The sequence below is a fragment of the Streptomyces sp. NPDC051664 genome (genome assembly GCF_044453545.1).
In the GTDB taxonomy this organism is placed as follows: domain Bacteria; phylum Actinomycetota; class Actinomycetes; order Streptomycetales; family Streptomycetaceae; genus Streptomyces.
This window is the reverse complement of the sequence record NZ_JBITCU010000001.1, coordinates 401,882-426,822: the sequence shown is the minus strand read 5'-3', so window position 1 is coordinate 426,822 and position 24,941 is coordinate 401,882. Positions and strand designations below refer to the sequence as shown.

The following is a 24,941-nucleotide window of genomic DNA, read 5'->3' as shown; positions in this document are numbered from 1 at the left end:
GTCTCCAGACAGCCGGTGGCAGGCCGTGCTCAGGGGCGGTAGACGGTGCCCGGCACCGGCTCGGACGGGGCCATCAGCTGGGGGACCGTCACAAAGGTGTAGCCGCGCTTCTTCAGCGCGTCGATGATGCCCGGCACCGCGGGCACGGTGCCCTTGTAGATGTCGTGCAGCAGGATGATGCCGTCCTTGCTCGCCTGGTCGAGTATCCGCTTCTTGATCAGCGCGGAGTCGGTCGTCGAGTAGTCCTTGGCGGTGGCGCTCCACAGGATCTGAGCGAGCCCCAGATCCTTGCTGATGCCGGAGACCGTGTCGTCGGTCCGGCCCTGCGGCGGGCGCATCAGCCGCGGCTTCCTGCCGGTGATCTCCGCGATCGCGTCCTGTGTCTTCTCCAGCTCGGCACGTATCTCGGCGGGCTTCCTGTCCGTCAGGATCTCGTGCGACCAGGTGTGGTTGGCCACCTCGTGGCCCTCCGCCTGGAGGCGGCGCACGGTGTCGGGGTGCTTGAGCACGTGGTTCTTGCCCAGCAGGAAGAAGGTGGCGTGCACCTTCTTCTCCTTGAGGATGTCGAGGAGATGCGGGGTGTCCTCGCTCGGACCGGCGTCGAAGGTCAGCGCTATGCACTTCGCCCTGCGGCAGTCCACCGGGCCGAACAAGCCCTTGGCGTCGGAAGCTGCGTCCGCCCGTTGTGAGGCCGGGGCGGTGGTCGGCGTCGAGCAGCTGCTCAGCGTCAGGGTGAGCGCCGCCGCAAGAGCGGCGGCCGTCCCCGTACCGATCGACTTCGTCTTCCTGCGCAAGGCGGGTCACTCCCTCGTTGCCGAACGGCGCACACGGCGTGCGACAGCCGCGACTATACATACCGTGTATACGTGAGGTGTATAGCGGGTCGGAGGTCCTGCCTGTGGGATGAACTGCCTGGTCGGGACGGGCTGCCGGGCCCTGTCGGCGCGGTGGACGCGACTGGGCCCCGGTGACGGGGTGCGTCACCGGGGCCCGACGGGGCGCTGCGGGGCGACTCAGCCGTTGGCGAGTGCCTGTACGCGGTCGAGGGCGCCGTTGAAGTGGTTGTGGTCGCCGACGTACGGGCCGGACGACGTGTACTGCCAGATGGTGTAGAAGCCCCAGCCGGCCGGGAGTTCACCGACGGTGGTGTTGTAGCGGGCCACCCAGAGCGGGTTGGTGGCGGCGAAGCCCGCGTTGTTGCCGGTGCAGGCCTGCCACCAGCTGGTCGCGGTGTAGATGACCGCGTCGCGGCCGGTGCGTGACTTGTACGTGTTCACGAAGTCGCGGATCCAGGAGACCATGGCGGCCGCGGTCTTGCCGTAGCACTGGTCGCCGTACGGGTTCCACTCGATGTCGAGGACGCCCGGCAGTGTCCTGCCGTCCTGCGACCAGCCGCCCCCGTGGTCCGCGAAGTAGTTGGCCTGGGTGGCACCGCTCGTGGTGTCCGGGGTGGCGAAGTGGTACGCACCCCGGATCATGCCGACGTTGTACGAGCCGTTGTACTGCTGGGCGAAGGAGGGGTTCGTGTAGTACGTGCCTTCGGTGGCCTTGGTGTAGGCCCACCGGACACCGCTGTTCCAGAGGGTCGCCCAGTCGACGTTGCCCTGGTGGCTGCTGACGTCCACGCCTTCGGTCTGCACGGCGCGCGTGTCACGCGGCAGGCCGCCCTGACCGTCATGGGCGATGACGCCCATGCCCATCGTGGCAGACCCGCGGGCGGGTGTGGTGGTGGCGGTGGGGGAGCCGGCCGCGGTGGCCGCACCGGGCAGGGTGAGCAGAAGCGAGAGTGCTGCGAGAAGCGTTCCCAGCGCCGCGAAGCGTGAGCGGCGGGTCGTTCCGGATCCGGATCTGTGCACGGGCATTGCGTGCCTCCGAGGTCTCGGTGGGGGGATCTGCCGACCCAGGGGGGCGGCTCGGCGCACCCCTGTGACATGTGATGGTGTGAACATGCCAGGAATGACGCTACGCACGTAGACCCGTGCGGCGGAAGGGGGCCCGGACGCTGCCGTTGGTCTACGCCTGCGAAATACTGGCGGAGCTGCGGCGATGACCGGCGGTGAAAGAAACTTTCAGCGGCAGGAAAGCTCATGAGGGGTGTTGACGTGCACGGGAGCGAAAGCGGTAGTGAACCCGGCGCGACCGGGGAAACTGGTGTGGACCACGAATTCCTGGCACTGGAGCGGGAGTTGGCCGTCTTCCTGCGCCGGGCGCGGTCGAGCTCCGGTGAAATGGCGCGAGAGGTCCACCCCGACCTGGAGTCCGCGGCGTACGGACTCCTCGTGCAACTGGAGTCGGCGGGGCGGCAACGGGCCACCGATCTCGCGGCGTACTTCGGGGTCGGCAAGGCGACCATGAGCCGTCAACTGCGCGCCCTGGAGGACCTCGGACTGGTGGCACGCGAACCCGACCCGGCCGACGGGCGGGCCTTCCTCGTCCACCTCACCGACGAGGGACTCGCGCGTTACCGCAGCGTCCGCGACGCCCGCCGCGAGCGATACGTACGCAAGCTCGCCGACTGGGACCGGGCCGAGGTGGCGGAACTGGCCCGGCTGCTGCACCACTTGAACACCCGCGCCGAGGAGTGACACGATCCGGGCCCGGCCCCAGGCCGGACCGGAACGGCATTCCCAGGTGTTCTCGGACCCCTGCCCCGTGGAAACCGCCCACCGGAGGGTGCCGTCCACGCGCCTGACCCGGGCCGGCCCCGTACCTGGGTGGCCTACAGCACCGCGTACACCGCCGTGGCGTCGTCGTGCGTCTTGCTGCGCCGCAGATACGTGCGCTCGGTGTCCGCGTCCTCCAGTGCCCTGACCCGGTCGATCAACCCCTGTGTGCCCTCCTTGTGGAGCATCCCGAGGCAGGCCGCCCAGTCCCCTTCGCGGAACATCTCGGTCCAGCGGCTCGCCCCGTCCGTCAGTGCGGCCAGCGCCCGTACCTCGGCGCGCGGCGTCCGCCCGGTCACGGCGCGCGCCGCCACCGAGGGGTCGGCGGCGGCGGTGAAGAAGCCGCCTTCCTTGTTGCGCACCTGCGCGTCGGCGATCGTCTCGGTGGCCAGGGAGCCCGGTGGCAGCCGGTCGAGCCGGTCGTCGAGCAGCGCGCGTACCGAGCCGTCCGTCGACTCGAACAGCAGCACCGAGTCGGAGAGCACCAGGTGTTCGATCTCGCGTTCGTCCCAGCGCGCGATCACGACGGTCGCCTGCGGTGTGCGTACGTGAGAAAGGTCACAGGAGGAACGGTGCGTGTCGGCGGTGCGCCGGATGGACTCGGCGAGGACCTCCATGAGGGGCAGATCCCGCCGCGAACCCGACAGTTCGACCAGAGAGCCGCCCAGACGAGCGGTGAACCACGGGACGGAGTGCACACAACCGTCGTCCCCCTGCGGCGGAGTGACGCCGTCGAGCAGGACCAGCGTCCCGCCCTGGCCGGAGGCGGGAAGTGCGGTGGCCGCCCAGTCCTCGTTGGGGCGCTCGGGGCTACCGGGGGCGGTGGTGAGTTCGATACGCATACGGCAAGTCTGCACGACGCCTTCACCGACCCTGCACGAGCACGGCGTTGGACCGTACGAGCAGGTCAGCCGCACCTCTTGAGCGGAAGGAATGGCTCCGAGCGGCGTGCGGGCGGGCATCCTGCCAAAGCCTGCGCGGAAGTTCCAGCCCGTGGCCAAGGTGTGCACGGCGACGCGCGTGGGGAGACTTGTTCGTCAACTCTGGAGTGATGTTCACTCGTTCAGGTGGCGGAGCGGTCGATGCGCGCCCCCCTCTCAAAAGCACTGGAATGGTCAGAAGCCGTACCAGGCGGTCGGGGCGCCGTTCCATGTGACCGAGCGTCACCTCTGCTTCAAGGGTGGACGAGTCAAGATTGCGAGCACCGGTGCAGAAGAAGCGGCCTCGGAGCAAGGGCAGCAAGCGAAGCGGTTCCGGGGCGACACCTCTGCCGCCGGCCGAAGGTGAGCCCACTCGGCGCACCGTACGCGTACGCAGCCGGCTGGTCGCCGGCGTCGCGGTCGTCGGTATCACCGTCATCGCCGCGGGCGCGCCCGCGGCGCTCGGTGCCTCCTCCGAACTGAACGAGTCCCAGCGGTTGGTCACGCTCGCCGAGCTGAATCAGCAGGCGGTGGCCCTCGCGCACGCCCTCGCGGACGAGCGCGACGAGGTCACGGCCTACATCGCGAGCGGCCGGGACGAGAAGTCCGGCCCGAAGAGCGACGGGCCCAGCAGCCGAAGCGCCCGCGTCGACCAGCAGGTCGACGAGATCCGCGGCACGGCCCCCGCCGCGCTGCGCCGCGACCTCTCCACGATCCCCTCGCTGCGCCGTACCGCGCTCACCGGCAAGGGCTCGGCGCTCGCGGCCCACCAGGCGTACTCCGAGGTCATCGCCAAGCTGCAGGACGTCGCCGACGAACTGGCCGAGAAGACCCCGCCGCGCGCATCCGAGGCCACTCGTGCGCCCCTTGCCCTCGGCCAGGCGGCCGAGCAGGCCTCCGCCACCCGCGGGCTGCTGGTCGCCGCGCTGTCGGTGCCCCGCGAGGTGGCCACCACCCCGCAGATCGACCCGTTCACCGGGCTGCCCGTGCAGACCCAGGACGAGGGCCCGAGCGAGGACGACCGCAACCGTGACGAGCTGAGCGCCGCCGCCCAGCAGGCCAGGGTCCGCGAACTCGCCGCGCTCGCCGACTTCGACCAGGCCGCGGGCTCCACCGCCCGCGAGAAGCTCTCCTCCACGGTCACCGGGCCCGAGGTCAACAACGCGGAGAAATACCTCGCCGCGCTCACCGACCGCCCCGAGCTGTCGGACTCCGACCAGCAGGTCAACCGGCAGAAGGTCGGGGCGGCACTCTCCGCCCGCATCGACCGGATGCGCAGCGTCGAGTCCGCACTCGGCACCGCCCGCATCCAGCGACTGGAGCAGCTGCGCGACGACGACGTCACCGCGCTCGAACTGCACATCGCGCTGCTCGGCGGCTGTCTGCTGATCGCCGTCGGCGTCTCCACCGCCGTGGCCCGCACGCTCACCCAGCCGCTCGCCGTCCTGCGGATCGGCGCCGCCCGCCTCGTCGCGGAGCCCGGCACCGCCGAGCCGGTCCGCTACACCGGCCGCAACGACGAGTTCGCCCAGGTCGTACGGAACCTCAACGCTCTGCACGGCAAGCTGCAGGGGCTGCTCCACGAGTTCAACGGCCGGTTCGCGAACCTGGAGAAGGAGCGCGGCGAGCTGATCGCCGGGCACGAGGCTCTGTCCCTCCAGCGCGCCGAACTCCAGGTCCGTACGGCCGACCTGGCCGCCCAGCTGGAGCGGTTGAAGAACACGGTCCACCACACCTTCGTCAACCTCTCGCTGCGCACCCTCGGCCTCGTCGAACGTCAGCTCGGCGTCATCGAGAGCCTGGAGGAGCGCGAGCAGGACCCGGAGCGGCTCTCCACCCTCTTCAAACTCGACCACATGGCCACGGTCATGCGCCGCCACAGCGAGAACATGCTGGTCCTCGCGGGCGCCGAGCACGGTCACGGGCACTCCGGCCCGATCCCCCTGGTCGACGTACTGCGGGCGGCCGTCAGTGAGATCGAGCGGTACGAGCGGGTCACCATCCAGTCGCTGCCGCCGCACGCCCAGATCGCCGGTTTCGCCGCCGACGACCTCAGCCACCTGGTCGCCGAGCTCCTGGAGAACGCGACCTCCTTCTCGCCGCCCGACTCCAATGTCCAGCTCTCCGGCTGGCTGCTGGAGTCCGGCGAGGTGATGCTCTCCGTTCAGGACGAGGGCATCGGGATGTCGTCCGTACGGATGGGCGAGCTCAATGCCCGGCTGGCCGACCCGGCCTCGTTCGAGGCGGGCCGTCAGAGCGCGGACGGAGCGGGCCTCGGACTCCAGGTGACGTCGCTGCTGGCGGGGCGCCACGGGGTCCGGGTACAGCTGCGCGAGCAGAAGGGCAGCGGCGTGACGGCGGTCGTCGTGCTGCCGCAGGCGCTGCTGCCGAAGGCGCCGCCGACCGCCACCCCGCCGCCGGTGCGGGTACCGGGGGAGGCGCCCGCGCTGAACCTGCCGGGATCGGTGGCGGAGGCCAACTCCAACTCCCTGCCGGGCCGGACACTCGCGCTGCCGGGTGACCCGCTGATCGCCGCGGCCGAGCAGTCGATCCGCGACGCGGGAGCGGAGCCGGGCGCCGAGCCGGTGCCCGCGCCCGTACCGGATCCGGTCGCAACCGAGCCGGTGCCCGCCGAGCCGCCTGCACCCGAGCCGGTCGCCGCCGAGACCGACGCCGAGACCACGATGCAGTTCCGGCTCCCCGAGTTCACGGAGGCCTCGCCGGCCCCCATGGCCCCGATGGCGTCCGACCCGTACGCCATCGGACCCGACCGCCACGAGCGCTCCGCGGACGAGAACCAGGAGCCCTTCGCCGCTCCCGCCCCGGTCGTCACCACCGTCGCGGAGGCCTTTCCCGGCCCCCGGACGCCGGCGCAGCCGCAGGGTGAGCGCATCACCGACAAGGGGCTGCCCAAGCGCACCCCCAAGGTCGTGAAGCCCGCTTCCGCCCCGGTCACCGAGCGCAAGGGCAGCCTCGACAAGGAAGCGCTGCGCCGTCGCCTCGGCGGCTTCCACCAGGGTGCGAAGAACGGCCGCCGTGATGTCGAGGCGGAGATCGCCGAAGGCGTCGGCAGTGCCGTCGGCGCCGGGCCGGCCCTCGACGTCGACCGGAGCGAACGCACCGCACAGACCGAGCACACCGAGCTGGCAGACCGTCCCGGCGGTCGAACCGATGACACGGGGGACACAGTCGAGGAGGCACGCAGTTGACTGCGCCCAGCACATTCGGGCTGAGTAGCGAGGCCCGGAACCTTCACTGGTTGCTGAGCAATCTTGTCGAGGAGGTGCCAGGGGTCCACTCGGTCACGGTTGTCTCGTCCGACGGACTGATGCTGCTCTCCTCCGACCCAGGCCACCACGCAGCCAGAGTGACGGGCCGGCAGGACGGTCCCCGGGGTTCGAGCGCCGACCTCGCGACCATCGTCTCCGGCATCGGCTCTCTCACCATCGGTGCCGCGAAGCTGATGGACAGCGGAGGCGTCAAGCAGACCATGGTCGCCATGGACGAGGGCAGCGTCTTCGTCATGTCGATCAGCGACGGATCCCTGCTCGGCGTGCACGCCACCCCCGACTGCGACATGAGCGTCATCGCTTACCACATGGCGCTCTTCGTCGGTCGTGCCGGACACGTACTCACCCCCGAACTCCGCAGTGAACTGCGCAAATCGATGGAGAGCGCCCAGTGATGCCCGCTGCTGAACCCGCCCGCAGGCTCCCCGTCCGCGGTTCCGACCGACGGCCTGCCCGGGTCCGCCCGTACTCGCTCACCGGCGGCCGCACCCGCTTCGGCCACGTCCTCCTCGTCGAGACGTTCGTGGCCGCGCTCGAAGCGCCCGATGAGCGCCGCGAGCTCACCAACGGCAACCTCACCACACGCGTGATGCCGGAGCTCCGGGCCATTGTCGAAATCTGCCGCCGCATGCGTACGGTCGCGGAGATCTCGGCCCTGTTGAAGATGCCGCTCGGCGTGGTCCGAGTGCTGCTCAGCGACTTGGCCGACCAGGGAAAGATCCGTGTGTACGGGACCGGTCACGGCACCGGCCAGCCCGACCGCGCACTGCTCGAAAGGGTGCTGAATGGACTCCGCCGTCTCTGACTCGCTGCTGTCCGCCCCGCGTCAGCCGGGAACGGAGGGCCAGACCGAAGAGTCACTGCAGGCATGGCAGCTGGACCGCACCAGGGCTCCCATAGCCACGAAGATCGTGGTCGCGGGCGGGTTCGGCGTCGGCAAGACGACCTTCGTGGGGTCGGTCTCCGAGATCACTCCGCTGCAGACCGAAGCGCTGATGACCCAGGCCAGCGAGGAGACCGACGATCTCACCGCGACGCCCGACAAGGTCACCACGACCGTCGCGATGGACTTCGGCCGTCTCACCCTCGACGACGACCTCGTGCTGTACGTGTTCGGCACACCCGGACAGCAGCGCTTCTGGTTCATGTGGGACGACCTGGTGCGCGGCGCGATCGGAGCGATCGTGCTCGCCGACACCCGGCGGCTCTCCGACTGCTTTCCTGCGCTCGACTACTTCGAGAGCTGCGGACTCCCGTACATCGTGGCGGTCAACCACTTCGAGGGAACACCCGGATTCGAGCCGGAGGACGTCAGGGAGGCCCTGACCATACCCCTTCACATACCCGTTGTGATCATGGACGCGCGTAACAGGATCACGGTCGTCGAGTCGCTGCTGGCCCTTGTGGGCCACGCTCTTGACGCCACACCCGCGTAGACACAACACGCGCACGTACACGTACACGTAACGGAGAACCGCGATGCGGAAGATACTCATAGTCGGAGCCGGCCAGTCCGGTCTCCAGCTCGCCCTCGGACTGCAGTCCAGTGGGTACGAAGTCACCCTGATGTCCAACCGCACGGCCGACGAGATCCGGTCCGGCCGGGTCATGTCGACGCAGTGCATGTTCGACACCGCCCTGCAGCACGAGCGCGACCTCCAGCTCAACTTCTGGGAGTCCCAGGCCCCGCGCATCGAGGGCCTCGGCGTCTCGGTCGCCGCTCCCGACTCCTCGCGCGCCATCGACTGGGTCGGCAAGCTGGACGGCTTCGCCCAGTCCGTCGACCAGCGCGTGAAGATGGCCGGCTGGATGGAGACGTTCGCCCAGCGTGGCGGACAGCTCGTCATCCACGGTGCGGCCGTCTCCGACCTCGACTACTTCTCCCGCACCTACGACCTGGTGATGGTCTCCGCGGGCAAGGGCGAGCTGGTCTCCATGTTCGGCCGGGACGCGTCCCGTTCGCCGTTCGACGCCCCGCAGCGCGCACTCGCCGTCGCGTACGTCCACGGCATGGGCCCGCGCCCCGAGCACCCCGAGTTCGACGCGGTCCGCTGCAACCTGGTCCCGGGCGTCGGCGAGCTCTTCGTGATGCCGACCCTGACCACGTCCGGCCGCGCCGACATCCTGTTCTGGGAAGGCATTCCGGGCGGCCCGCTGGACGTGTTCCAGGGCATCAAGGACCCCTCCGAGCACCTCGCGAAGACGCTGGAGCTCATGGAGCAGTTCACGCCGTGGGAGTACGCCCGTGCCACCAAGGTCGAACTGACGGACGCCAACGGCACCCTGGCGGGCCGTTACGCCCCGACCGTCCGCCAGCCGATCGGCCGCCTGCCCGGCGGCGGTCTGGTGCTCGGCGTGGCGGACGTGGTCGTCGCAAACGACCCGATCACCGGCCAGGGGTCCAACTCGGCCTCCAAGTGCGCCGAGGCGTACCTCCGGTCGATCATCGAGCACGGCGACCGTCCGTTCGACGCGGACTGGATGCAGTCCACCTTCGACCGCTACTGGGACACCGCGCAGCACGTCGTGAAGTGGACGAACGCCATGCTCGGCGTACCGCCGGAGCACGTGCTGAACCTGATCGGCGCCGCCGGCCAGCTCCAGCCGGTCGCCGACCGCTTCGCCAACGGGTTCGACAACCCGGCGGACTTCGACAACTTCTTCTTCGACCCGGAGAAGACGAACGCGTACCTGGCCCAGGTGTCCGGGGCCGCATCCGCCGCCTGACCTTCAAGGTACTGGTCAGCGTTGGTGCGCATTGACGCCTGTGGGCCGCCTTCGGGCGGCCCACAGGCGGCCCGGCCGGGAGCGGGCGCTGGTGGCTCGCGGGCTTCTCTCCCTGATCTGCGAGTCGAGTGGTGACGGGTCCCGCGACGGCCCGTCACTGCCACGGTGAGTAGCGGAGTTGCCGGTTTCCTGGTTTCGGACAGCCCGAGCGCGAAGTCCTTGACCCGGCGCCAGGGTTCGATCCTCGCGAATCGGCCCATCAGGCCCTCGAACGCTTTCTGCCAGCAGGCGGGGTCTTACGCTGTGACCTGCGACCAGCGCAAGATCCTCAGTTTTTACAGACCGATGATCAGCGGTGGCCGCGGCGTTCCCCCAGCCGGTGCCCAGGCAAGATCACGCTCTACGGCTGGCGCGTCAGGTCGCGCTGATACCAGGTGCCGGGCTTACCGCCGATGTGGGCTGGGTCGGCGCGACCGACAGGGACGAACCCGGCTTTGGTCAGCACCTTTTGGGACGCGACATTCTGGCGGGCCGTGGCCGCTCGCAATGTGTGCAGCCCGTGCTGGGCCGCCGCCAGTCGGCACACTTCCCGGACGGTCGCGGTCGCCACACCGCGGCCGGCGACGTGCTGCGCGACCCGGTAGCCGAGTTCCGCAGTATGGTCCTCGATGTCGACCAGGTTGAACCTGCCGAGCACCGAGCTGTCCTCGGCGACGAGCACGTAGAAGGCGCAGATGCCCGCCTCCTGCTCAGCCAGCAAGGCGTTGTACCTGTCGGTGAACCGGGCGAAGAATTCGCTGCCTCGGTCTCCGACCGCGGCAGCGAAGTAGGCACGATTCGCCAACTCGAAGGCCAGGACCGCCGGGGCATGACTGACATGCAGCCGCTTCAGTTCGGGCATTGCCCAACCTTACCCAGGCGGTACGCCGGTGCCACCTGGTTTCCGCCGGCGACAGACGCGCCAAGCCCAAGGCACATGACGATCCATGACTGGAGTACTGACGGCCGTCCCGCAACATCTGATGGATCTGCGCGCGGCGTCGGATGCGGTGCATCGCCGGGGTCGCCGACCCGTCAGCCGCCGGGGCCTCCACTGCCGAAAGCCCCGCCGTTGTCATCCTTGTGTGCGTCCCCCGGCGAAGAGGGCCGGTTGATCTCATACGGGCTGAGACCTTCCCCGAAATCATCTGCATCCCTCAAGTTCTCGCCGCTTCGGGAGGAATGCTCGGCCCGTGGTCCCTGCTGTCGTGCCCGAGACCGACGGCGCGCGTCCCACCAGACGAGGCCAAGCAGAACAGCGACTACGACCACTGCTATAGCGAGGGGGAAAATCCAGCGCACAGCCGAAGCGGCCATTGTGATGTCACTGATGGGCACCTGGCTCACAAGGTGGCTCATCTGGCCCACGTCCTTCCTGAGGGGATTCCACCACTCACAAAGCGAGGCAGAGGCTTCCGCTCATTGGAGAGCGAGCCCGCGATGGCCGGAGCCGTGGGAAACTCCGATCCCGCCGCCCTTGGCGCGAGCAATCTCGCGGTGACCGCCTGAACTGGTCGTCCGGCAAGGCTCAGGCTCCCTGACAAGTCTACGGCGGGGAGCGTACGGGAGCCTCTCCGCGCCCGCCCGGACGGGCCTCACGGTGACACACGCCCCTGAGCGGCCTTGACGAAGTTCGTTCCTGGTCCTTGGACGCGTTCCGCAGCTCCTCTCCCACACCAGGTCGACATGCCGTCCCACGGCCGAGGCGCCCAGCACGTTCAGGCGCCGACCCTTCTTGTCCTCGCGCGGCACGACGGCCCGATGCCCTGCCCGTGACCAGGTGTCTCCCGTGGGCATGGTCGGCGCGGATCCGCTCTCGTAGAGGAAGTGCAGGTCCCGCAAACCTGTAATCGCGCCCAGCCGTATAGCCGTCCAGCTGGGCCCGGGCGGCTTGCGGGGGACGGGGCCGGCCTTGTGCCGCAGCGTGTCCCGGGTCCGTTTCCACTGAAACCCGTCCCGGTGGAGCAACTCGGTCAGCCAGGCCGCCGAGACCCGCAGCCCCGTTCCGCGACCAGTCAGTCACACAGCGCGGCGGCAGTCCACGTTCGTCCCTGCTGGGCGGACTCGTCCAGCAGGGCGCCCAGTGCCTCGCGGTCCTCGCGGGTGACCGAGGCCGGGCACCCCGGGCGCGGGGCGTCCACCAGCGCGTCGAACCCGCGCGCCGCGAAGCGGTGGACCGCACCGCGCACGGTGTCGTCACTCCTCCGGATCATTCGCCGCAGCGCGCGTCCTGCCGATCACCTCAGGCCGGCTCAGTCCGAAAGAGACGGCCTAGAGTGGCGGAATGTCCCTGCCTGCCGACCGGACCGCCCTGGACCTGCTCGATGCGCACCTGGAGGCGCTCCGGGACGGAACAGACCTCCCGCTCCCGCAGGGGCCGGTCTGCCTTGCAGCGGAAGGAGTGGGCGAGCTCGCCCACTGGGCCCTCGACCGGCTCCGGCGCATCCCCTGCGAACCGAAGGACACATTTGCCCGTCAAGTCGGCAGTCTGCTAGCGGAGTTCCGCCGCCGTCGCTGTCCCTGGAACGCGGCGGCGCTGCGTCTGCTCGACGACACGTACACCTTCGCGGCTACCGGCCCCCGGCGGCACGTGGACTGGGCGCACGACGTCCACGCCGTGCTGCACCGGTCGGTCCCTGACCCCCGGGGCTGGGTCCGACTGGACTGGGACCGCACCAACGCCGCCCGCCACACGGTGCCCGCGTACCCCTTCGACCCCCCGGACGCATCGGAGTTCCCCGACCGCCTGTACCTCCTGGGGGCGGAGGCGGCGGTCGCCGCGCTCGCCATCATGGCCGAGGAATGGCAGTCGGAGCCCGCCCCCGTCCGCTCCCGCCCGGACCGGGACGCCGTGTTGGCGGATGCCCGAACCCTGCTCGACCGGTACGGGCCCACCGCGCGCTACTGGACCAACGCGACGGCCGCCGCCGCCGACCCGGCCCCGGACTTCCTCGGAGCAGGCCTCCAAGGCACTGAATCCCATGGCTTCCTCACTTCCGAGTACCTCAACGGCCTCGACCTCTTCGAGGACCTGGGCCTGATCGCGGTGACCGACGACGAGGTGGGCGTCTTCTGGTCGTTCGGGGCGTACTGACGACGTTCGGAGAAGGCCATCCGGGAGAGTTCGCAGGTGGGGGCTTGTGGCGTGTGCGGCTACGCGCCGGTCGGGGCGGACGAGGCGCTGTATCCCGTGTCCGAGCCGTCCGACGCATGCCGGGGCAGCTCCGGCCGCTCGTAGGTGCGCAACGACGCGCTCTCCGGATCCGGCCGCACGGCGCCGAGCAGCGGGTTCGACGCCACCGGTGAGACCTTCACCCGAGTCCCCGGCCGGGGCGCCTGCACCACCAGGCCGTTGCCGATGTACATCGCCACGTGCGTGGCCTTCGGGAAGTAGATCACCAGGTCACCCGGGCGCAGCGTGTTCAGCGGCACCTTCCGCAGCCGCTGCCACTGTTCCTGCGAGGTCCGCGGAATGGGCCGGCCCGCGATCGCCCAGGCCTCTGAGGTGAGCCCGGAGCAGTCGAACGACCCCGGCCCTTCCGCACCCCACACATACGGCTTGCCGACCTGCCCGATCGCGTACTTCACCGCCTCGCCGCCCGCCTCGGACGGCTGCCGGGACGAGGACAGGGCGCCCGAGGCGACCAGCGCGCCCTGGGCCTTCTCCGTGGCCTGCTGCTCCAGCCGGGACATCTGGGCGATCTTTTCGGCGGAGAGGGTGGCCAGCAGCTTCTCGACGTTCCGCAGGCGCGCCCGCACCGTGTCGCGCTGCTTCTTCTGCCGTGCCGCCAGCACCCGCTGTCTGTCGCGTACCTTGCGGGCTGCGGTGGCCAGGCCGTCTGCGTGTTTCGCGGTGTCGGTGAGCCGTTTCACGGTCGCGGCCCGGTCGGCGGCCACCCGTTGGATCACATGCCCCTGGTCCAGGGCGTGTTCGGGATCGCGGGCCAGCAGCAGCTGTGCGTACGAGGAGAAGTCGGACCGTCCCTGGTACTGCTCACGTGCCAGCCGCCCCGCTTCGTCATGGCTGCGGGCCAGTGCGAGCCGGGCCGCGGCGAGGGCGGAACCGAGCCGTTTCGCCTCGGCGGTCCGTTTCTTCAGTTCGGCCACGGTCCCGTTGTACGTCTCGGTGGCCTCCTCCGCCTGCCGGTACAGCGTGCGCAGCTCGGTCAGCAGCTCGGCGATGCTCTTGGTGGAGTCGGGGCCCTTGCCGGTGGCCACGTCCGAGGGACCGGGGTCCGGTGCCACGGGGGCGGCAACGGCGGGGGAGGCCAGGACGAGGGCGGCGAGCGCCGCGGAGCAGACGGTGCGCAGGACCGTGCCTGACACGGGATCACCTCCGATGACGGGGCGATCGCGGGACTACCCCATGAGTGAGCGCGACACATCCATACGGTCACCGGGTGTCGGGCGATGCAAGAACCCCGCGGCGTGGCGGCCGCGGGGTTCCCCCGGAAGGCGGGTTTGCCGCGGGCTCACGCCACCGGGAACGCGTAGAAGATCCGCTCGCGTTGGACCACGGCGGTCTTCCCGAACGCCAGCACCCGGTACGGAGCGGTGACCGTGGCCCCCTTCGGATCCTGCACGCCGATGTCCTGGAACTTCCACAGCCGCCGCCCGTCCGCCGCCGCGAACGCGGTGACCTGCGCCCCTCCGGCGGCCAGCAGGGTCTTGCCGGAGAGGCTGACGGTGACCGCGGGCGCTGCGCCGCCGGGCGCCGCCTCCGTGGACCGCCGCCAGCGCGGCCTTCCGGTGGCCCGGTCGACTGCGCCGACCTCCTGGTTGCGGTTGGTGGTGTGCAGGAGCGTTCCGGCCGGCACCGAGGTCCCGAACACGGAGCCGGCGGTGCCGTTCAGGGTCCAGTCCGGCTTGCCACCGGGCATCTCGAACGACTGGAGATCGTCGCCCACCGCCGCGTAGAGCAGACCCCGGTCGTCTCCGACGGCCGCCTCGTCCGGCCCGACCTTGCCGAACGACTTGGTCCACAGCAGCTTCCCGCTCTCGCGGTCGAAGCCGCGGAAGACCGCCTTGCCCTTGGCGGCCCTGACGTCTCCCGGACTGAGCGTCGCACTCTTCTGACGTACGACGATGGCGTCCGGCCGGAGGGCGATCAACCGATAGGCGGGGGCGGCCGATTCACGTCCGGTGGGTACGGAGGTCCGCCACACCTCCTTGCGCTGTACGACGTCGTACGCGAACAGGAACGACACGACGGCCTGGGTGTCCTTGCCGGGCTTCTTGCCCTTCTTCGGCTTCTTGGCCTTCACGGTGACCTTGTGGGAGCCGGTGAACCAGATGACCGGTCCGGACTGGCCGACGATGTCCGACACCGTCAGATGGGGCGCGTCCTTGAACCCGTCCTCGTACGACACCCGGTGCATGACCTGTCCGTTCCTGGCTGACAGCCAGAGGAACTCGGACGGCCCGGCGACGAAGCAGAGATCCTCGCCGGCGGGCAGGGCCGCCTGCCCCTTGGCTCCGTCCGCACACTCCCAGACGCGGCGGCCGGAGCGCAGATCGATCCCGACGGCCTGCGTGTCGCCGGTCAGGACCAGCAGCCGGTCGAGCCAGAGGGCGGCGGTGATCGGCGCGGGCTCGGCGTCGGGATGCGTGTACACCCAGCGCGGCTGCGGTGGCAGTCCGGCGACGGTGGGGCGCGTGAGGGCCGGGGCGGGTTTGGCGTCGTCCTGGTCCTCGGAACCGCCGGACTTGAAGGCGAGCACGGCCCCGCCCCCGACGACGATGCCGGCAGCACCGGCGACGCCACCGACAAGCAGGGTGCGACGGTCGAGGGAGGGGACTGCGGGAGGGGGAGCGGGAGCGTTGACCGGACCGGCAGGGGGAGGAGAGGGAGGGGGAGCGGTGGGGGTTGTTGCCGGGACGGTCGATGCGGGGACGGCCGGTGCCGGTGCGGCCGGCGTCGTGGGAGCGGGAAGAGGCCGCGGCACGAGCGGTGCGACGGGTGGCAGGCCGGTGGGCAGCTCGGCCGGAGGCCCGCTGCGCTCCCGCGGGATGGACAGCTGGGTGGTCGGCCGGTCGGGCTCCGGCGCACGGGGGCTGCCGACGCTGCCGATGCGGGTGGTCCGGACGTCGTCGTCCCCGGTGGCGGGGGTGTCGGGCCGGGCGTCGGCGGGGCCGTCGGGGGCCGCGTCGGCAGAGTCGTGGCCGAGGGCGCCGAGCAGACCGTGGGTCGGCGAGTCGACGGGGGTGCCGGTCGCGGCCTCGACCGGACGGTCATCCGGATCCGCCGCCAACTTTCGTACGTGTCCCGCCTGTTCCATGACCGCCCGGGACAGCGGCTCCGGCAGCCAGCCGCCCTTGGCCAGGCCCGCCGCACCCTCCAGTGCGAGTTCCGCCGCCACCGTGCCCGCGGTCGGCCGGTCGGCCGGGTCCTTGGCCAGGCAGCGCGCGATCAGGCCGCGCAGTTCTTCCGGGACCGCGTCCAGTTCCGGTTCGGTACGGGCGATCCGTTCGGCGGCCTCCGCCGCAGGTCCGTCGGCGAGCGGGGTCGTCCCGGTCGCCGCATACGCCAGCAGCAGCCCCAGTACGAAGAGGTCGGACGCGGGTCCGGCTTCCTTGCCCTCGACCTGTTCCGGGGTGAGATAGCCGAGCCGTACGGACAGCTGCCCGCCCGGCCGGGCCTCCGCGTCGGCCGCCGCGGCCAGGGGGCCGAAGGCGGTGAGACGGGGCCCGTCCTCGGCCAGCAGCACCGTCCTGGGGGCGAGCCCTTCCAGTACGGCCCCGGTGGCGTGCACCCGGGAGAGGGTTTCGGCGATGCCCGCGCCCAGTATCCGCACCGCACGCTCAGGGAGGGGGCCCGCGAAGTCGATCGCCTCGGCGAGCGTCAGCGTTGGTACGTACGCCACGGCCGTCCACAGCTGCCCGTCCGCTGGTCCGTCCGCGTCCTCGTCCGCGTGTTCTGCCGTACGGGTGACGACCTGTGGCTGGACCCAGCCACCCGCCAGCCGGTCCGCCGTGCGTGTCTCCGCCTCGAAGCGGCGGCGGAAGGCAGGGAGCGCGGCCAGTTCGGGGCGGGCCGCGGTGACCACGACGGTGTGGTCGAGGGCCGCGTCGTGCGCGAGGTACTGCACGGCGCTCGCGGTCTCGCGGAACCGCGCCACCACGGTGTACGGACCGAAGCGGCGTGGATCGTCCTGACGCAGCGCCTCCATGGCGCACCCCCTTGTGACCGTTCTCGTGACCATGGATCCGTCGATCTTAGAGGGTCCGGTGCGCGCAGCCGGGATGCGCGCGGGTCAGTTCGGTTTCGACCAGGGCCACTTGGGAGTGTGGCGCTCGCGGCCCTCCGGGGCGTACTCGTACACCCAGCCGCGCTGCACACCCAGCCGCTTGGAGTATCCGGCCGGGACCCGCCGGTATGTGTACACGGTGGCCGGTCCGCCGTCGGCATCCGGCACCGGGACCTCGTACCACTTGGGCGGATGGCCGGTCGCGCCGACGAGGACGGGCAGGACGCGCCCGTCCAGCGGGCCGCCCCTGAAGGTGGTGTTCTCGCTTCTCACGCCCCCAGTCTGACCCAGAGGCGTGTTCCGGCACTCAGTCCGGCGGCAGCAGGTGCGCCGCTTCGGCGACCACCGGGACGAGCCGGGCGGCCAGCCGCCCGGCCGGACCGTCGGCCGTCTCCAGCGGCAGCAGCTCCGCCACCACGGACGCCGTCTCCCGGTCCGTCGCCGCAGTGGCCGCGAGCAGGGTGATCAGCTGGTCGACCAGCCAGGCGCGCAGATCGTCCGCCGGGGGCTGCTTCTCCTCGTCCAGCCAGATCAGGGAGGCGGCCTCAACGGCCGCGATCCAGGTCCGCACCATCATCCGCAGCCGGGGGCCCGGTGCCTGCGTGCTGCCGCGGCCGAGGTGGAGCAGGATCTGTTCGGCCGCCGCCCGCCGCACCTCGTCGACGATCGCCGTCGTCCGGGACGTCTCCGCGACGCTGCCACCGCGCAGCAGCGCGCTGAACCCGGTGTCGTGCTCGTCGACGAACGCGAGATAGCGGCCGAGCACCCGCGCCACCCGTTCGGTGGGCGGGCCCACGGGCGGCTCGGTGAAGCACAGCTCCAGTTCGTCGGCGGCGGACCGGAGCGCAGCCTCGTACAACTGCTGCCGCCCACCGGGGAAGTAACGGTAGACGAGAGGACGGGAGACTCCGGCGGCCGCCGCGACCTCGTCGAGCGAGACCTCGTCGGGGGCCCGGTGCGCGAAGAGGGTGAGGGCCGCACCGAGGAGTTGCGTGCGGCGCTCCTCGACGCTGAGCCTTTGGTACGCGCGGTTCGGCGGGGCTGCGGCAGCAGAGGTCATACCTCGAAGCGTAAGCCGTCCCCTCGGTGGGGGGAGCCGGGTCAGGCCAGCAGGCCCGAGCTCTTCCACAGCCTGCGTCCGACCCCGTTCAGCACACCGATGTCGTCGAGGAAGTCCGTCAGCCGCTTCGCGCCGGTCTGCATGACCTCCGTCCGGTGGCCGCTCGCCTTCACCTGGGCGACGGCCTCGCGGCGGTCCAGGCCGACGTTCTCGTACACCTGCGGGTTGACGAAGCAGACGGAGAAGACGCGCGCCGCCTCCCCGCAGCTCAGCCGGGTGAACTCGCGCTCCCAGCGAGGTGCGGTGACCATCTGCCGGCGCAGCTCCTCGCGGGCGTAGCGGACGTGCCGCGCCTCCTCGACCACATGGATCCGGGTCACGCCCCGCACCAGCGTCTGGACGCGCTCGTCCGGGAAGGTCAGCCGCTGCATCCAGTCGAGGATCTCCTCGCCGAGCAAGGTCGCGGCGAACGATCCGGGCGTGGTGGACACGGTCTTCAGCACCCGCGCGAGGTTGTGATAGACGCGCGGGACGGGGTAGTTGGGCGCCCGGCCCCACTGGATCATGCGGCCGAACATCATCGAGTGCCGGCACTCGTCGGCTATCTCGGTGAGTGCGTACCGGACATGGTTGCTGGTCACCGGCTTGTCGTAGATGTGTCGAACCAGGAGCTGCATCAGGATGATCTCGAACCAGATGCCGAGCGAGGCCAGCGACGCCGCCTCGTGCCGGGCCAGGTCCATCCGCTGTTCCTCGGACATCTTCCGCCACAGCGGGGTGTCGTAGAGCGAGACGAGCTCGGGCGGCCAGAACCACTTGCCGTCCTCGACGGCCGCATCCCAGTCGAGCTCGGTGTCCGGATCGAAGGAGTGCTTGGCCGAGGACTCCAGGAGGCGTTCGGCGATCTGCTCGCGGTCCCGGAGCGGGCCGAGTGCGTCGCGGAGCATCTGCACGTCGCGTTCGGTCACTGTCGTCATGGCTGAGGGCACCTCACACGTGGGTTACCAGCGGTCACTTCTTATGAGACTGCTTGTCAGCAAGACCGTCAATCCCTTGCGCACGACTTGTTGACCCGGCGTCTACCAACGTGTGAACCTGCCAACTGACGTAACCGCCACGGAACTTATCGAACCATGCGAGGCGAAGGAGCCGTCCGTGTCGACACACGACCTCTACACCACCGCCCCCCAGGAACCGCTGTGGCAGGTGCCCGCCTCCGGCGCCGCCCGCTTCAGCTGGGAGTACGACGACGGCCGCGAGCGCCTTCTCGCCCTCTACCAGAAGGGCAAGGACAAGCAGTGGGACGGCAACAAGCGCATCGACTGGAGCCTGGAGGTCGACCCCGCCGACCCGCTCGGCACCCCGGACGAGGCGCTCACGCTGTACGGCACGCCGCACTGGGCGAAGATGACCGAGAAGGACCGGGGCGAGCTGCGCAAGCACTACACCTCCTGGCAGTTCAGCCAGTTCCTCCATGGCGAGCAGGGCGCCATGGTCTGCGCGGCCAGGATCGTGGAGTCGGTCCCCGATCTGGACGCGAAGTTCTACTCCGCGACCCAGACCATGGACGAGGCCCGGCACGCGGAGATATACGGCCGGTTCCTGCACGAGAAGGTCGGGATGCTCTACCCGGTCAACGACAACCTGCAGGGCCTGCTGGGCGACACCCTGCGCGACTCACGCTGGGACATGCCGTACCTCGGCATGCAGGTCCTCATCGAGGGGCTCGCCCTTGCCGCCTTCGGCATGATCCGTGACACCACGACCAAGCCCTTGCCCAAGCAGATCCTCGCGTACGTCATGCAGGACGAGGCCCGCCATGTCGCCTTCGGACGGATGGCACTGCGCGACTACTACAAGCAGCTGAGCGACGCCGAACTGCGTGAACGCGAGGAGTTCGTCATCGAGGGCTGCTACCTGATGCGGGACCGGCTCAGCGGTGTCGAGGTGCTGCAGAACTTCGGCATAGGCAAGCAGGAGGCCAAGGAGCTCTCCGAGCACTCGGAGTATCTGCAGCTCTTCCGCAAGCTGCTGTTCAGCCGGATAGTGCCGTGCGTCAAGGACATAGGGCTGTGGGGCGAACGGCTCCAGAAGGCCTACGTCGACATGGGCGTCTTCGAGCTCGGCGACTCCAACCTGGACCTGCTGATGGTCCAGGACGAGGAGATCGCCGAACAGCTGGACCGCGACCGGTTCGCGGCGGAGGAACAGGCCCGGGTGGCGGAGGTCGAGGACGCGATAGCGGACGGCGCGGCGTAGACGGCCCGCTACCAGGTCCTTCAGCGGCCGGCGCCCGGGGCCGGCCGCGAGACCGCCCACCGGCACCGGCTCCTGCGGCAGTGCGGCAGTACGGCAGTGCGGGGGACGTCGCCGCGACGCCCTCGGTGGTGACGCACGGACGCCGTGGCACAGTCCGCGAGATCTCGGGCCGGACGCCGTCCGTACGCGTCCATAAGGGATGTACACCCGCCGCCCCGGGCGCCAGGACGGTCCTCATGACGCCCCCGCCCGCAGACCTGGCGGCCGCCCGCCGAAGCCTTGAAGGACTCTCACTCGGTGATGCGTCCGGGGAGCGATGGTTCCCGCTCTTCCGCGCGCCCCAGCAGGCCCGCAACGAGATCCGCGCCCGCCGCACACCCGCGGCCACCGGGTCGGCGGAGCGCCGGCCCAGTGGCTGCGCAGTCGTGAGCCGTTGAGCTGAGACGGCCACACTGTGTCGAATCGGCGTTCGCATGCGTGACGTAACTTGGGCGCCATGACCATGCCGCCACAGCCGCCGCAGGGCCCGTACGGGCCACCCCAGCCCCCGCACCCGCAGCACAACCCGTATGCCCAGCAGCCCCCGTACGGCTATCCGCAGCAGCAACTGCCGCCGCAGGGGCCGTGGGGGCAGCCAGGGATGCCCGGCCTGCCCGGCGCCCAGCCGCCGAGGAAGAAGCGGACCGGCATGGTCATCGGGATCGCGGCCGCCGCACTGGTGGCGGTCGGCGCCCTCGGCTACACCGCCTTCCAGCTGGTCGGAGCCGGCAAGTCGGTCGTGGGTGGCTTCCCGGAGGCCGAATACCGGCTCACCGTGCCGAAGAAGCTGCTGGACGAGGAGTACACGCTCGCCGAGGACACGTCGTCGACCGACGGCAAAGAGGTCGAGGAGGTCCCTGACCCCAGCGTCCGTGATGTGAAGGCCGTCGTCACCCGGTACAGCTCCGCCGAGGACGGCGTTCTGGTCATCTCCGGTATGTGGGGCCGGATCAGGATGCCCGAGTTCACGCGGGACAAGATCCTGGAGGGCGCCGCGGGAGAGAAGGGCATGACCGTCGTCGTACCCGCCAGGGAGTTCACGCCCGACGGATACGACATCACGGTGGCCTGTCAGGTCGTTACGTCGAAGAACGCCGGAGTGACCAGCACCATCCCCATGTGCGCCTGGGGCGATGACAACACGGCGGCCTTCGTCGGCCTGGTCACTCCCAAGACCGCGGTCCAGGACCCGAAGAGCGTGGACCTGGAGCAGGCGGCGGCGGACACGGCCGAGGTCAGGGCCGAGTCGCGCAGGCCGATCGGCTGATCAGCCCGCAGCGGCGGCCGGGGCCGGGAAGCTGGTCCGCAGGGTGAACGCCCGCTGCGTCGGACCGTGCTCACGCAGATGCCGCAGACGCTCCTCGGCGTCCTGCACCGTGGGGCGCTCACCCGCCGGCACCCACCACAGGGCGGTCATCGCCTCCGCCACCCGCTCGAACCACTCGCGGCGCCGGGCGAGGAGCTCGCGGTGCTGCCCCTGGTACATGAAGGCCGCCAGCGCGTCCTTGTCCCGCCACACCGACATGTTCACGATCAGCCAGGAGTCGCCGAAGACCGGTACGTCGGTGGCGTTCCCGGTCTCGCTCCGGAGCCGCCAGATGAAGCCGGCGGCTCGGTCGGCGACCGCGTTGACCGGATCGAGGGCGTCGACGAAGTCCTTCAACTCGGGTGAGTGCAGCGGGAATCCGAGCCGGGCGATGTTCACCTGCGCGAGTTCGTGGCCGGGTTGCGGCGCGAGAGATGCCATGGCCGCACAGTAATCAGCGCGCTCCGCGCCGCACGGACCGTTCCGCGCCGCGGGACGACCCGGTCCGCAACCGGGCAGCCCGTACCTTCAGCCCCGCAGTGCCGCCTCCATGACCGACCTGGCGATCGGAGCCGCGCTGCCGCCCCCACTGATGTCCGCCCGCTTCGCGGCGGCGTCCTCGACGACGACCGCGACCGCGACCACCGGCTGCCCCGAGTCCGGGGATTTTGCCCAGGAGATGAACCAGGCGTACGGCATACCGGTGTTGTCGATGCCGTGCTGCGCGGTGCCGGTCTTGCCGCCCACCGTCACCCCGTAGATCGCACCGTTGGACCCGGTGCCCTGCTCCACGACGTCGACCATCATCCGCTGCAGCTGCGTCGCCGTACCCGGGCTCATCGCCTGGTGGTACGAGCGCGCGTTGTTCTGATGGACGGTGGTGCCGCCCTGGGTTGTCGTACGGTCGACCAGGTACGGGTACTTGAGCTCGCCGCCGTTCGCCACGGCCGACGCCACCATCGCCATCTGCAGGGGTGTCGCCGTCGTGTCGTACTGCCCGATCGACGACAGGGCCAGCTGGTCGTCGCTCATATCGGTGTCGAAGTTGCTCTTCGCCACCCCGGACGGGATCTTCAGCCCGGTGTCGTTGAAGCCGAACTTCCGCACCGCTTCCACCATCCCGTCCAGGCCCACCTGCACCCCCAGATGGGCCATCACGGTGTTGCACGACACCCGGATCGCCTCGGCGAGCGACGCCTCCTCACAGCCGCGCGCCTCGTTGGGGAGCGTTGTGCTGGTCCCGGGCAGCACGTAGGGGGACGGGGTGTCGGTGTAGGCGTCGGGGTCCGTTACCACGTCCGTGTCGAGCGCGGCCGCAGCCGTCACGATCTTGAAGGCGGAACCCGGCGGATAGGTCTGCCGGATCGCCCGGTTCAGCATCGGCTGGCTCTTCGCCGCGTTGAGCTGCCGCCAGGCGTCGGTGACCGAAGAACCCGTGCCGGAGAGCCGTCCCGGATCGTACGAGGGGGTCGAGACCAGAGCCAGGATCTTGCCGGTCGACGGCTCGAGGGCGGCGACCGCGCCCCGCCGGCTGCCCAGCCCGTCGTAGGCGGCGCGCTGCATCGAGTCCTTGATGGTGGTGACGACGTCGCCCGCGGGCTGCCGGCTTCGAGTGATCTCGTTCCACAGGGGGACCGGGGCGAGCATCGGGTCGGTGCCGGAGAGGATGCCGTCCTCGGCGTTCTCGATCAGCGTCGTACCGTACGTCTGCGAGGCGTAGCCGGTCACCGGTGCGTACAACGGGCCGTTGGTGTACGTGCGCTCGTAGCTGAGCTGCTCGCCGGTGTTCCGGGAACCGGTGACGGACTTCTTGCCGACCATGATGTCGCCGCGCGGCTGGTCGTAACGGACGATCGTCCGGCGGCGGTTGGCGGGGTTGTCGTTGAGTTCGTCTGCCTGGAAGACCTGGATGCGGGCGGCGTTCAGCAGGAGCGCCATGAGCAGCAGCAGACAGAACGCGGCGGCTCGCCGGATGTAGCGGATCACGACCTGTCCTCCGTGATCGGTGCGACGACCCCGGTCTCCACCTGGTCGGGGTGGGGTCTGCGGGCGACGTCGCTGACACGGATGAGCAGCGCCACGATGATCCAGTTGGTGACGACGGACGAACCGCCCTGGGCGAGGAACGGCATCGCCATGCCCGTCAGCGGGATCAGCCCCATCACGCCCCCCGCGATCACGAACACCTGGAGGGCCAGGATCGAGGCGAGCCCGATCGACAGCAGCCGCCCGAAGGGGTCGCGCAGGGCGAGGCCGGCCCGATAGCCCCGGGCGACCAGCAGCGCGTACAGGAGGAAGACCGCGGTCAGCCCGGACAGCCCTAGCTCCTCGCCCGCTGTGGCCAGGATGAAGTCGGACTTGGCGGCGAAGCCGATGAGGATGGAGTGGCCCAGACCGAGCCCGGCACCGAGCATCCCGCCCGCGGCGAACGCGAACAGCGACTGGGCGAGCTGGCTGGGTCCGCGGCCCGCGGCGATGGTGGCGAACGGATCGAGCCAGTCCTGTACCCGGCTGTGCACATGCGGTTCGAAGGAACCGACGACGAAGGCGCCGAGGGCGGCGAGCAGCAGTCCCACCGCGATCCAGCCGGTCCGGCCGGTCGCCACGTACAGCATGATCACGAAGAGGCCGAAGAAGAGGAGCGAGGTGCCCAGATCGCGTTCGAGGACCAGCACGCAGACGCTGAGCAGCCAGATCGCCACGATCGGGCCGAGCACACGGCCGGTGGGGAGCTGGAGCCGCCAGAACTTGCGGCCGGTGTAGGCGAGGGCGTTGCGGTTCGCGGCGAGATACGCCGCGAAGAAGACGGCGAGCAGAATCTTGGCGAACTCGCCGGGCTGGAAGGAAAATCCGCCGACCCGGATCCAGATCTTGGCGCCGTTCACGGCGGGGAAGAAGATCGGCACGATCATCAGGACGAGGGCGGCGGCGACGGAGAGGTAGGCGTACCGCTGGAGCACCCGGTGGTCGCGGAGGAAGACGACGACCACGGTGAAGAAAGCGACACCGAGCGTCGACCAGATGAGCTGGGTGGGTGCGGCCTGGTCCTTGGGCGTCTCCAGATCGAGCCGGTAGATCAGCACCAGGCCGAGACCGTTGAGCAGGACGGCGATGGGGAGCAGCAGCGGATCGGCGAACGGGGCGCGGAAGCGGACGGCGAGATGGGCGAGGAGGGCGAGCAGCCCCAGGCCGGCGCCGTAACCGGCGACATCGGGCGGGACCGCGTCGTTGCGCGCGAGACCGACGGCGGCGTAGCCGTAGACGGAGATGAGGACTGCCCCGATGAGGAGCGAGAGCTCGACCCCGCGCCGCTTGGGCAGGCGTAGCTCGGGCGGGGGTGCGTCCGGCGTTGCGGTCATGTCCCGCAACGTAGCAAGAGGTGGACCTTATT

Annotated in this window: 23 protein-coding genes; 10 read left to right on the top strand and 13 right to left on the bottom strand. The window is 70.2% G+C overall.

The features are described from left to right. Positions 1-29: 29 nt before the first annotated feature. Together ACIA8E_RS01875 and ACIA8E_RS01870 are read right to left on the bottom strand one after the other, a co-directional pair. Positions 30-794 (bottom strand): polysaccharide deacetylase family protein, encoded by a 765-nt coding sequence (locus ACIA8E_RS01875; protein WP_399293167.1) that lies wholly within the window; start codon positions 792-794, stop codon positions 30-32. A 219-nt stretch (positions 795-1,013) separates the two neighbouring features. Continuing rightward, the gene (locus ACIA8E_RS01870) at positions 1,014-1,862 is read right to left on the bottom strand and encodes a lysozyme (protein WP_399293165.1); all 849 of its coding nucleotides are present in this window, start codon (positions 1,860-1,862) and stop codon (positions 1,014-1,016) included. Between the two features lie 225 nt (positions 1,863-2,087). On the opposite strand from ACIA8E_RS01870, the gene ACIA8E_RS01865 reads away from it, so the two are divergent. Next, positions 2,088-2,585 carry a MarR family winged helix-turn-helix transcriptional regulator gene (locus ACIA8E_RS01865; protein WP_399293163.1) on the top strand — a complete coding sequence of 166 codons (498 nt, stop codon included), beginning with the start codon at positions 2,088-2,090 and terminating at the stop codon, positions 2,583-2,585. 134 nt (positions 2,586-2,719) lie between these two features. On the opposite strand, the gene ACIA8E_RS01860 is transcribed toward ACIA8E_RS01865, so the two are convergent. After that, on the bottom strand, positions 2,720-3,505 hold the full coding sequence (locus ACIA8E_RS01860) for a hypothetical protein (protein WP_399293161.1): 786 nt from the start codon (positions 3,503-3,505) through the stop codon (positions 2,720-2,722). A 365-nt stretch (positions 3,506-3,870) separates the two neighbouring features. On the opposite strand from ACIA8E_RS01860, the gene ACIA8E_RS01855 reads away from it, so the two are divergent. Genes ACIA8E_RS01855 through ACIA8E_RS01835 form a run of 5 tightly spaced genes read left to right on the top strand, consistent with a single transcriptional unit; the run spans position 3,871 to position 9,600 of the window. Next, positions 3,871-6,792 (top strand): nitrate- and nitrite sensing domain-containing protein, encoded by a 2,922-nt coding sequence (locus ACIA8E_RS01855; RefSeq protein WP_399293785.1) that lies wholly within the window; start codon positions 3,871-3,873, stop codon positions 6,790-6,792. Further along, positions 6,789-7,268 carry a roadblock/LC7 domain-containing protein gene (locus ACIA8E_RS01850; protein WP_326605761.1) on the top strand — a complete coding sequence of 160 codons (480 nt, stop codon included), beginning with the start codon at positions 6,789-6,791 and terminating at the stop codon, positions 7,266-7,268. The genes ACIA8E_RS01855 and ACIA8E_RS01850 overlap by 4 nt, the downstream gene beginning before the upstream one ends. Then, entirely contained in the window at positions 7,268-7,678 is a 411-nt protein-coding gene (locus ACIA8E_RS01845; RefSeq protein ID WP_399293159.1) for a DUF742 domain-containing protein, read from the top strand. Before ACIA8E_RS01850 ends, ACIA8E_RS01845 begins: the two co-directional genes overlap by 1 nt. Then, positions 7,659-8,309, top strand: a complete 651-nt coding sequence (locus ACIA8E_RS01840; protein WP_399293157.1) for a GTP-binding protein — start codon at positions 7,659-7,661, stop codon at positions 8,307-8,309. The genes ACIA8E_RS01845 and ACIA8E_RS01840 overlap by 20 nt, the downstream gene beginning before the upstream one ends. 43 nt (positions 8,310-8,352) lie before the next feature. After that, positions 8,353-9,600, top strand: coding sequence for a styrene monooxygenase/indole monooxygenase family protein (locus ACIA8E_RS01835; RefSeq protein WP_399293155.1), 1,248 nt, complete (start codon positions 8,353-8,355; stop codon positions 9,598-9,600). 400 nt (positions 9,601-10,000) lie between these two features. On the opposite strand, the gene ACIA8E_RS01830 is transcribed toward ACIA8E_RS01835, so the two are convergent. Next, the gene (locus ACIA8E_RS01830; protein WP_399293154.1) at positions 10,001-10,501 is read right to left on the bottom strand and encodes a GNAT family N-acetyltransferase; all 501 of its coding nucleotides are present in this window, start codon (positions 10,499-10,501) and stop codon (positions 10,001-10,003) included. Positions 10,502-11,654: 1,153 nt separating this feature from the next. Further along, entirely contained in the window at positions 11,655-11,852 is a 198-nt protein-coding gene (locus ACIA8E_RS01825) for a helix-turn-helix domain-containing protein (RefSeq protein ID WP_399293152.1), read from the bottom strand. A 71-nt stretch (positions 11,853-11,923) separates the two neighbouring features. Here ACIA8E_RS01825 and ACIA8E_RS01820 point away from each other — a divergent pair, with 71 nt between their 5' ends. Continuing rightward, positions 11,924-12,733: a hypothetical protein gene (locus ACIA8E_RS01820; RefSeq protein ID WP_399293150.1), complete on the top strand. Its 810-nt coding sequence runs from the start codon at positions 11,924-11,926 to the stop codon at positions 12,731-12,733. Between the two features lie 59 nt (positions 12,734-12,792). Here the strand turns inward: ACIA8E_RS01820 and ACIA8E_RS01815 are convergent, their stop codons facing one another. The 5 genes from ACIA8E_RS01815 to ACIA8E_RS01795 all read right to left on the bottom strand — a co-directional run bounded on the left by ACIA8E_RS01815 (position 12,793) and on the right by ACIA8E_RS01795 (position 18,923). After that, positions 12,793-13,965, bottom strand: a complete 1,173-nt coding sequence (locus tag ACIA8E_RS01815; protein WP_399293148.1) for a C40 family peptidase — start codon at positions 13,963-13,965, stop codon at positions 12,793-12,795. Positions 13,966-14,111: 146 nt separating this feature from the next. Further along, the gene (locus ACIA8E_RS01810; RefSeq protein ID WP_399293146.1) at positions 14,112-16,808 is read right to left on the bottom strand and encodes a PQQ-binding-like beta-propeller repeat protein; all 2,697 of its coding nucleotides are present in this window, start codon (positions 16,806-16,808) and stop codon (positions 14,112-14,114) included. An 84-nt stretch (positions 16,809-16,892) separates the two neighbouring features. Further along, a complete protein-coding gene (locus tag ACIA8E_RS01805) occupies positions 16,893-17,159 on the bottom strand; it encodes a hypothetical protein (protein ID WP_030915852.1) in 267 nt (88 codons plus the stop codon). Between the two features lie 34 nt (positions 17,160-17,193). Then, positions 17,194-17,946, bottom strand: coding sequence for a TetR/AcrR family transcriptional regulator (locus ACIA8E_RS01800; RefSeq protein WP_399293144.1), 753 nt, complete (start codon positions 17,944-17,946; stop codon positions 17,194-17,196). 41 nt (positions 17,947-17,987) lie between these two features. Further along, complete coding sequence (locus ACIA8E_RS01795; protein ID WP_399293142.1) at positions 17,988-18,923, bottom strand: diiron oxygenase; 936 nt, start codon at positions 18,921-18,923, stop codon at positions 17,988-17,990. 178 nt (positions 18,924-19,101) lie between these two features. Between ACIA8E_RS01795 and ACIA8E_RS01790 the strand changes: the two genes are divergently transcribed. From ACIA8E_RS01790 to ACIA8E_RS01780, 3 genes are all read left to right on the top strand, one after another. Next, positions 19,102-20,205, top strand: coding sequence for a ferritin-like domain-containing protein (locus tag ACIA8E_RS01790; RefSeq protein WP_399293140.1), 1,104 nt, complete (start codon positions 19,102-19,104; stop codon positions 20,203-20,205). A 236-nt stretch (positions 20,206-20,441) separates the two neighbouring features. Further along, the gene (locus ACIA8E_RS01785; protein ID WP_399293138.1) at positions 20,442-20,642 is read left to right on the top strand and encodes a hypothetical protein; all 201 of its coding nucleotides are present in this window, start codon (positions 20,442-20,444) and stop codon (positions 20,640-20,642) included. 59 nt (positions 20,643-20,701) lie between these two features. Then, the gene (locus ACIA8E_RS01780; protein ID WP_399293136.1) at positions 20,702-21,511 is read left to right on the top strand and encodes a hypothetical protein; all 810 of its coding nucleotides are present in this window, start codon (positions 20,702-20,704) and stop codon (positions 21,509-21,511) included. Here ACIA8E_RS01780 and ACIA8E_RS01775 read toward each other — a convergent pair whose 3' ends face one another. From ACIA8E_RS01775 to ACIA8E_RS01765, 3 genes are all read right to left on the bottom strand, one after another. After that, positions 21,512-21,991: a DUF3291 domain-containing protein gene (locus tag ACIA8E_RS01775; protein ID WP_399293134.1), complete on the bottom strand. Its 480-nt coding sequence runs from the start codon at positions 21,989-21,991 to the stop codon at positions 21,512-21,514. It lies immediately after the preceding gene. 87 nt (positions 21,992-22,078) lie between these two features. After that, complete coding sequence (locus ACIA8E_RS01770) at positions 22,079-23,536, bottom strand: penicillin-binding transpeptidase domain-containing protein (protein WP_399293132.1); 1,458 nt, start codon at positions 23,534-23,536, stop codon at positions 22,079-22,081. After that, positions 23,533-24,909 (bottom strand): FtsW/RodA/SpoVE family cell cycle protein, encoded by a 1,377-nt coding sequence (locus tag ACIA8E_RS01765; RefSeq protein ID WP_399293130.1) that lies wholly within the window; start codon positions 24,907-24,909, stop codon positions 23,533-23,535. The genes ACIA8E_RS01770 and ACIA8E_RS01765 overlap by 4 nt, the downstream gene beginning before the upstream one ends. Positions 24,910-24,941 lie beyond the last annotated feature (32 nt).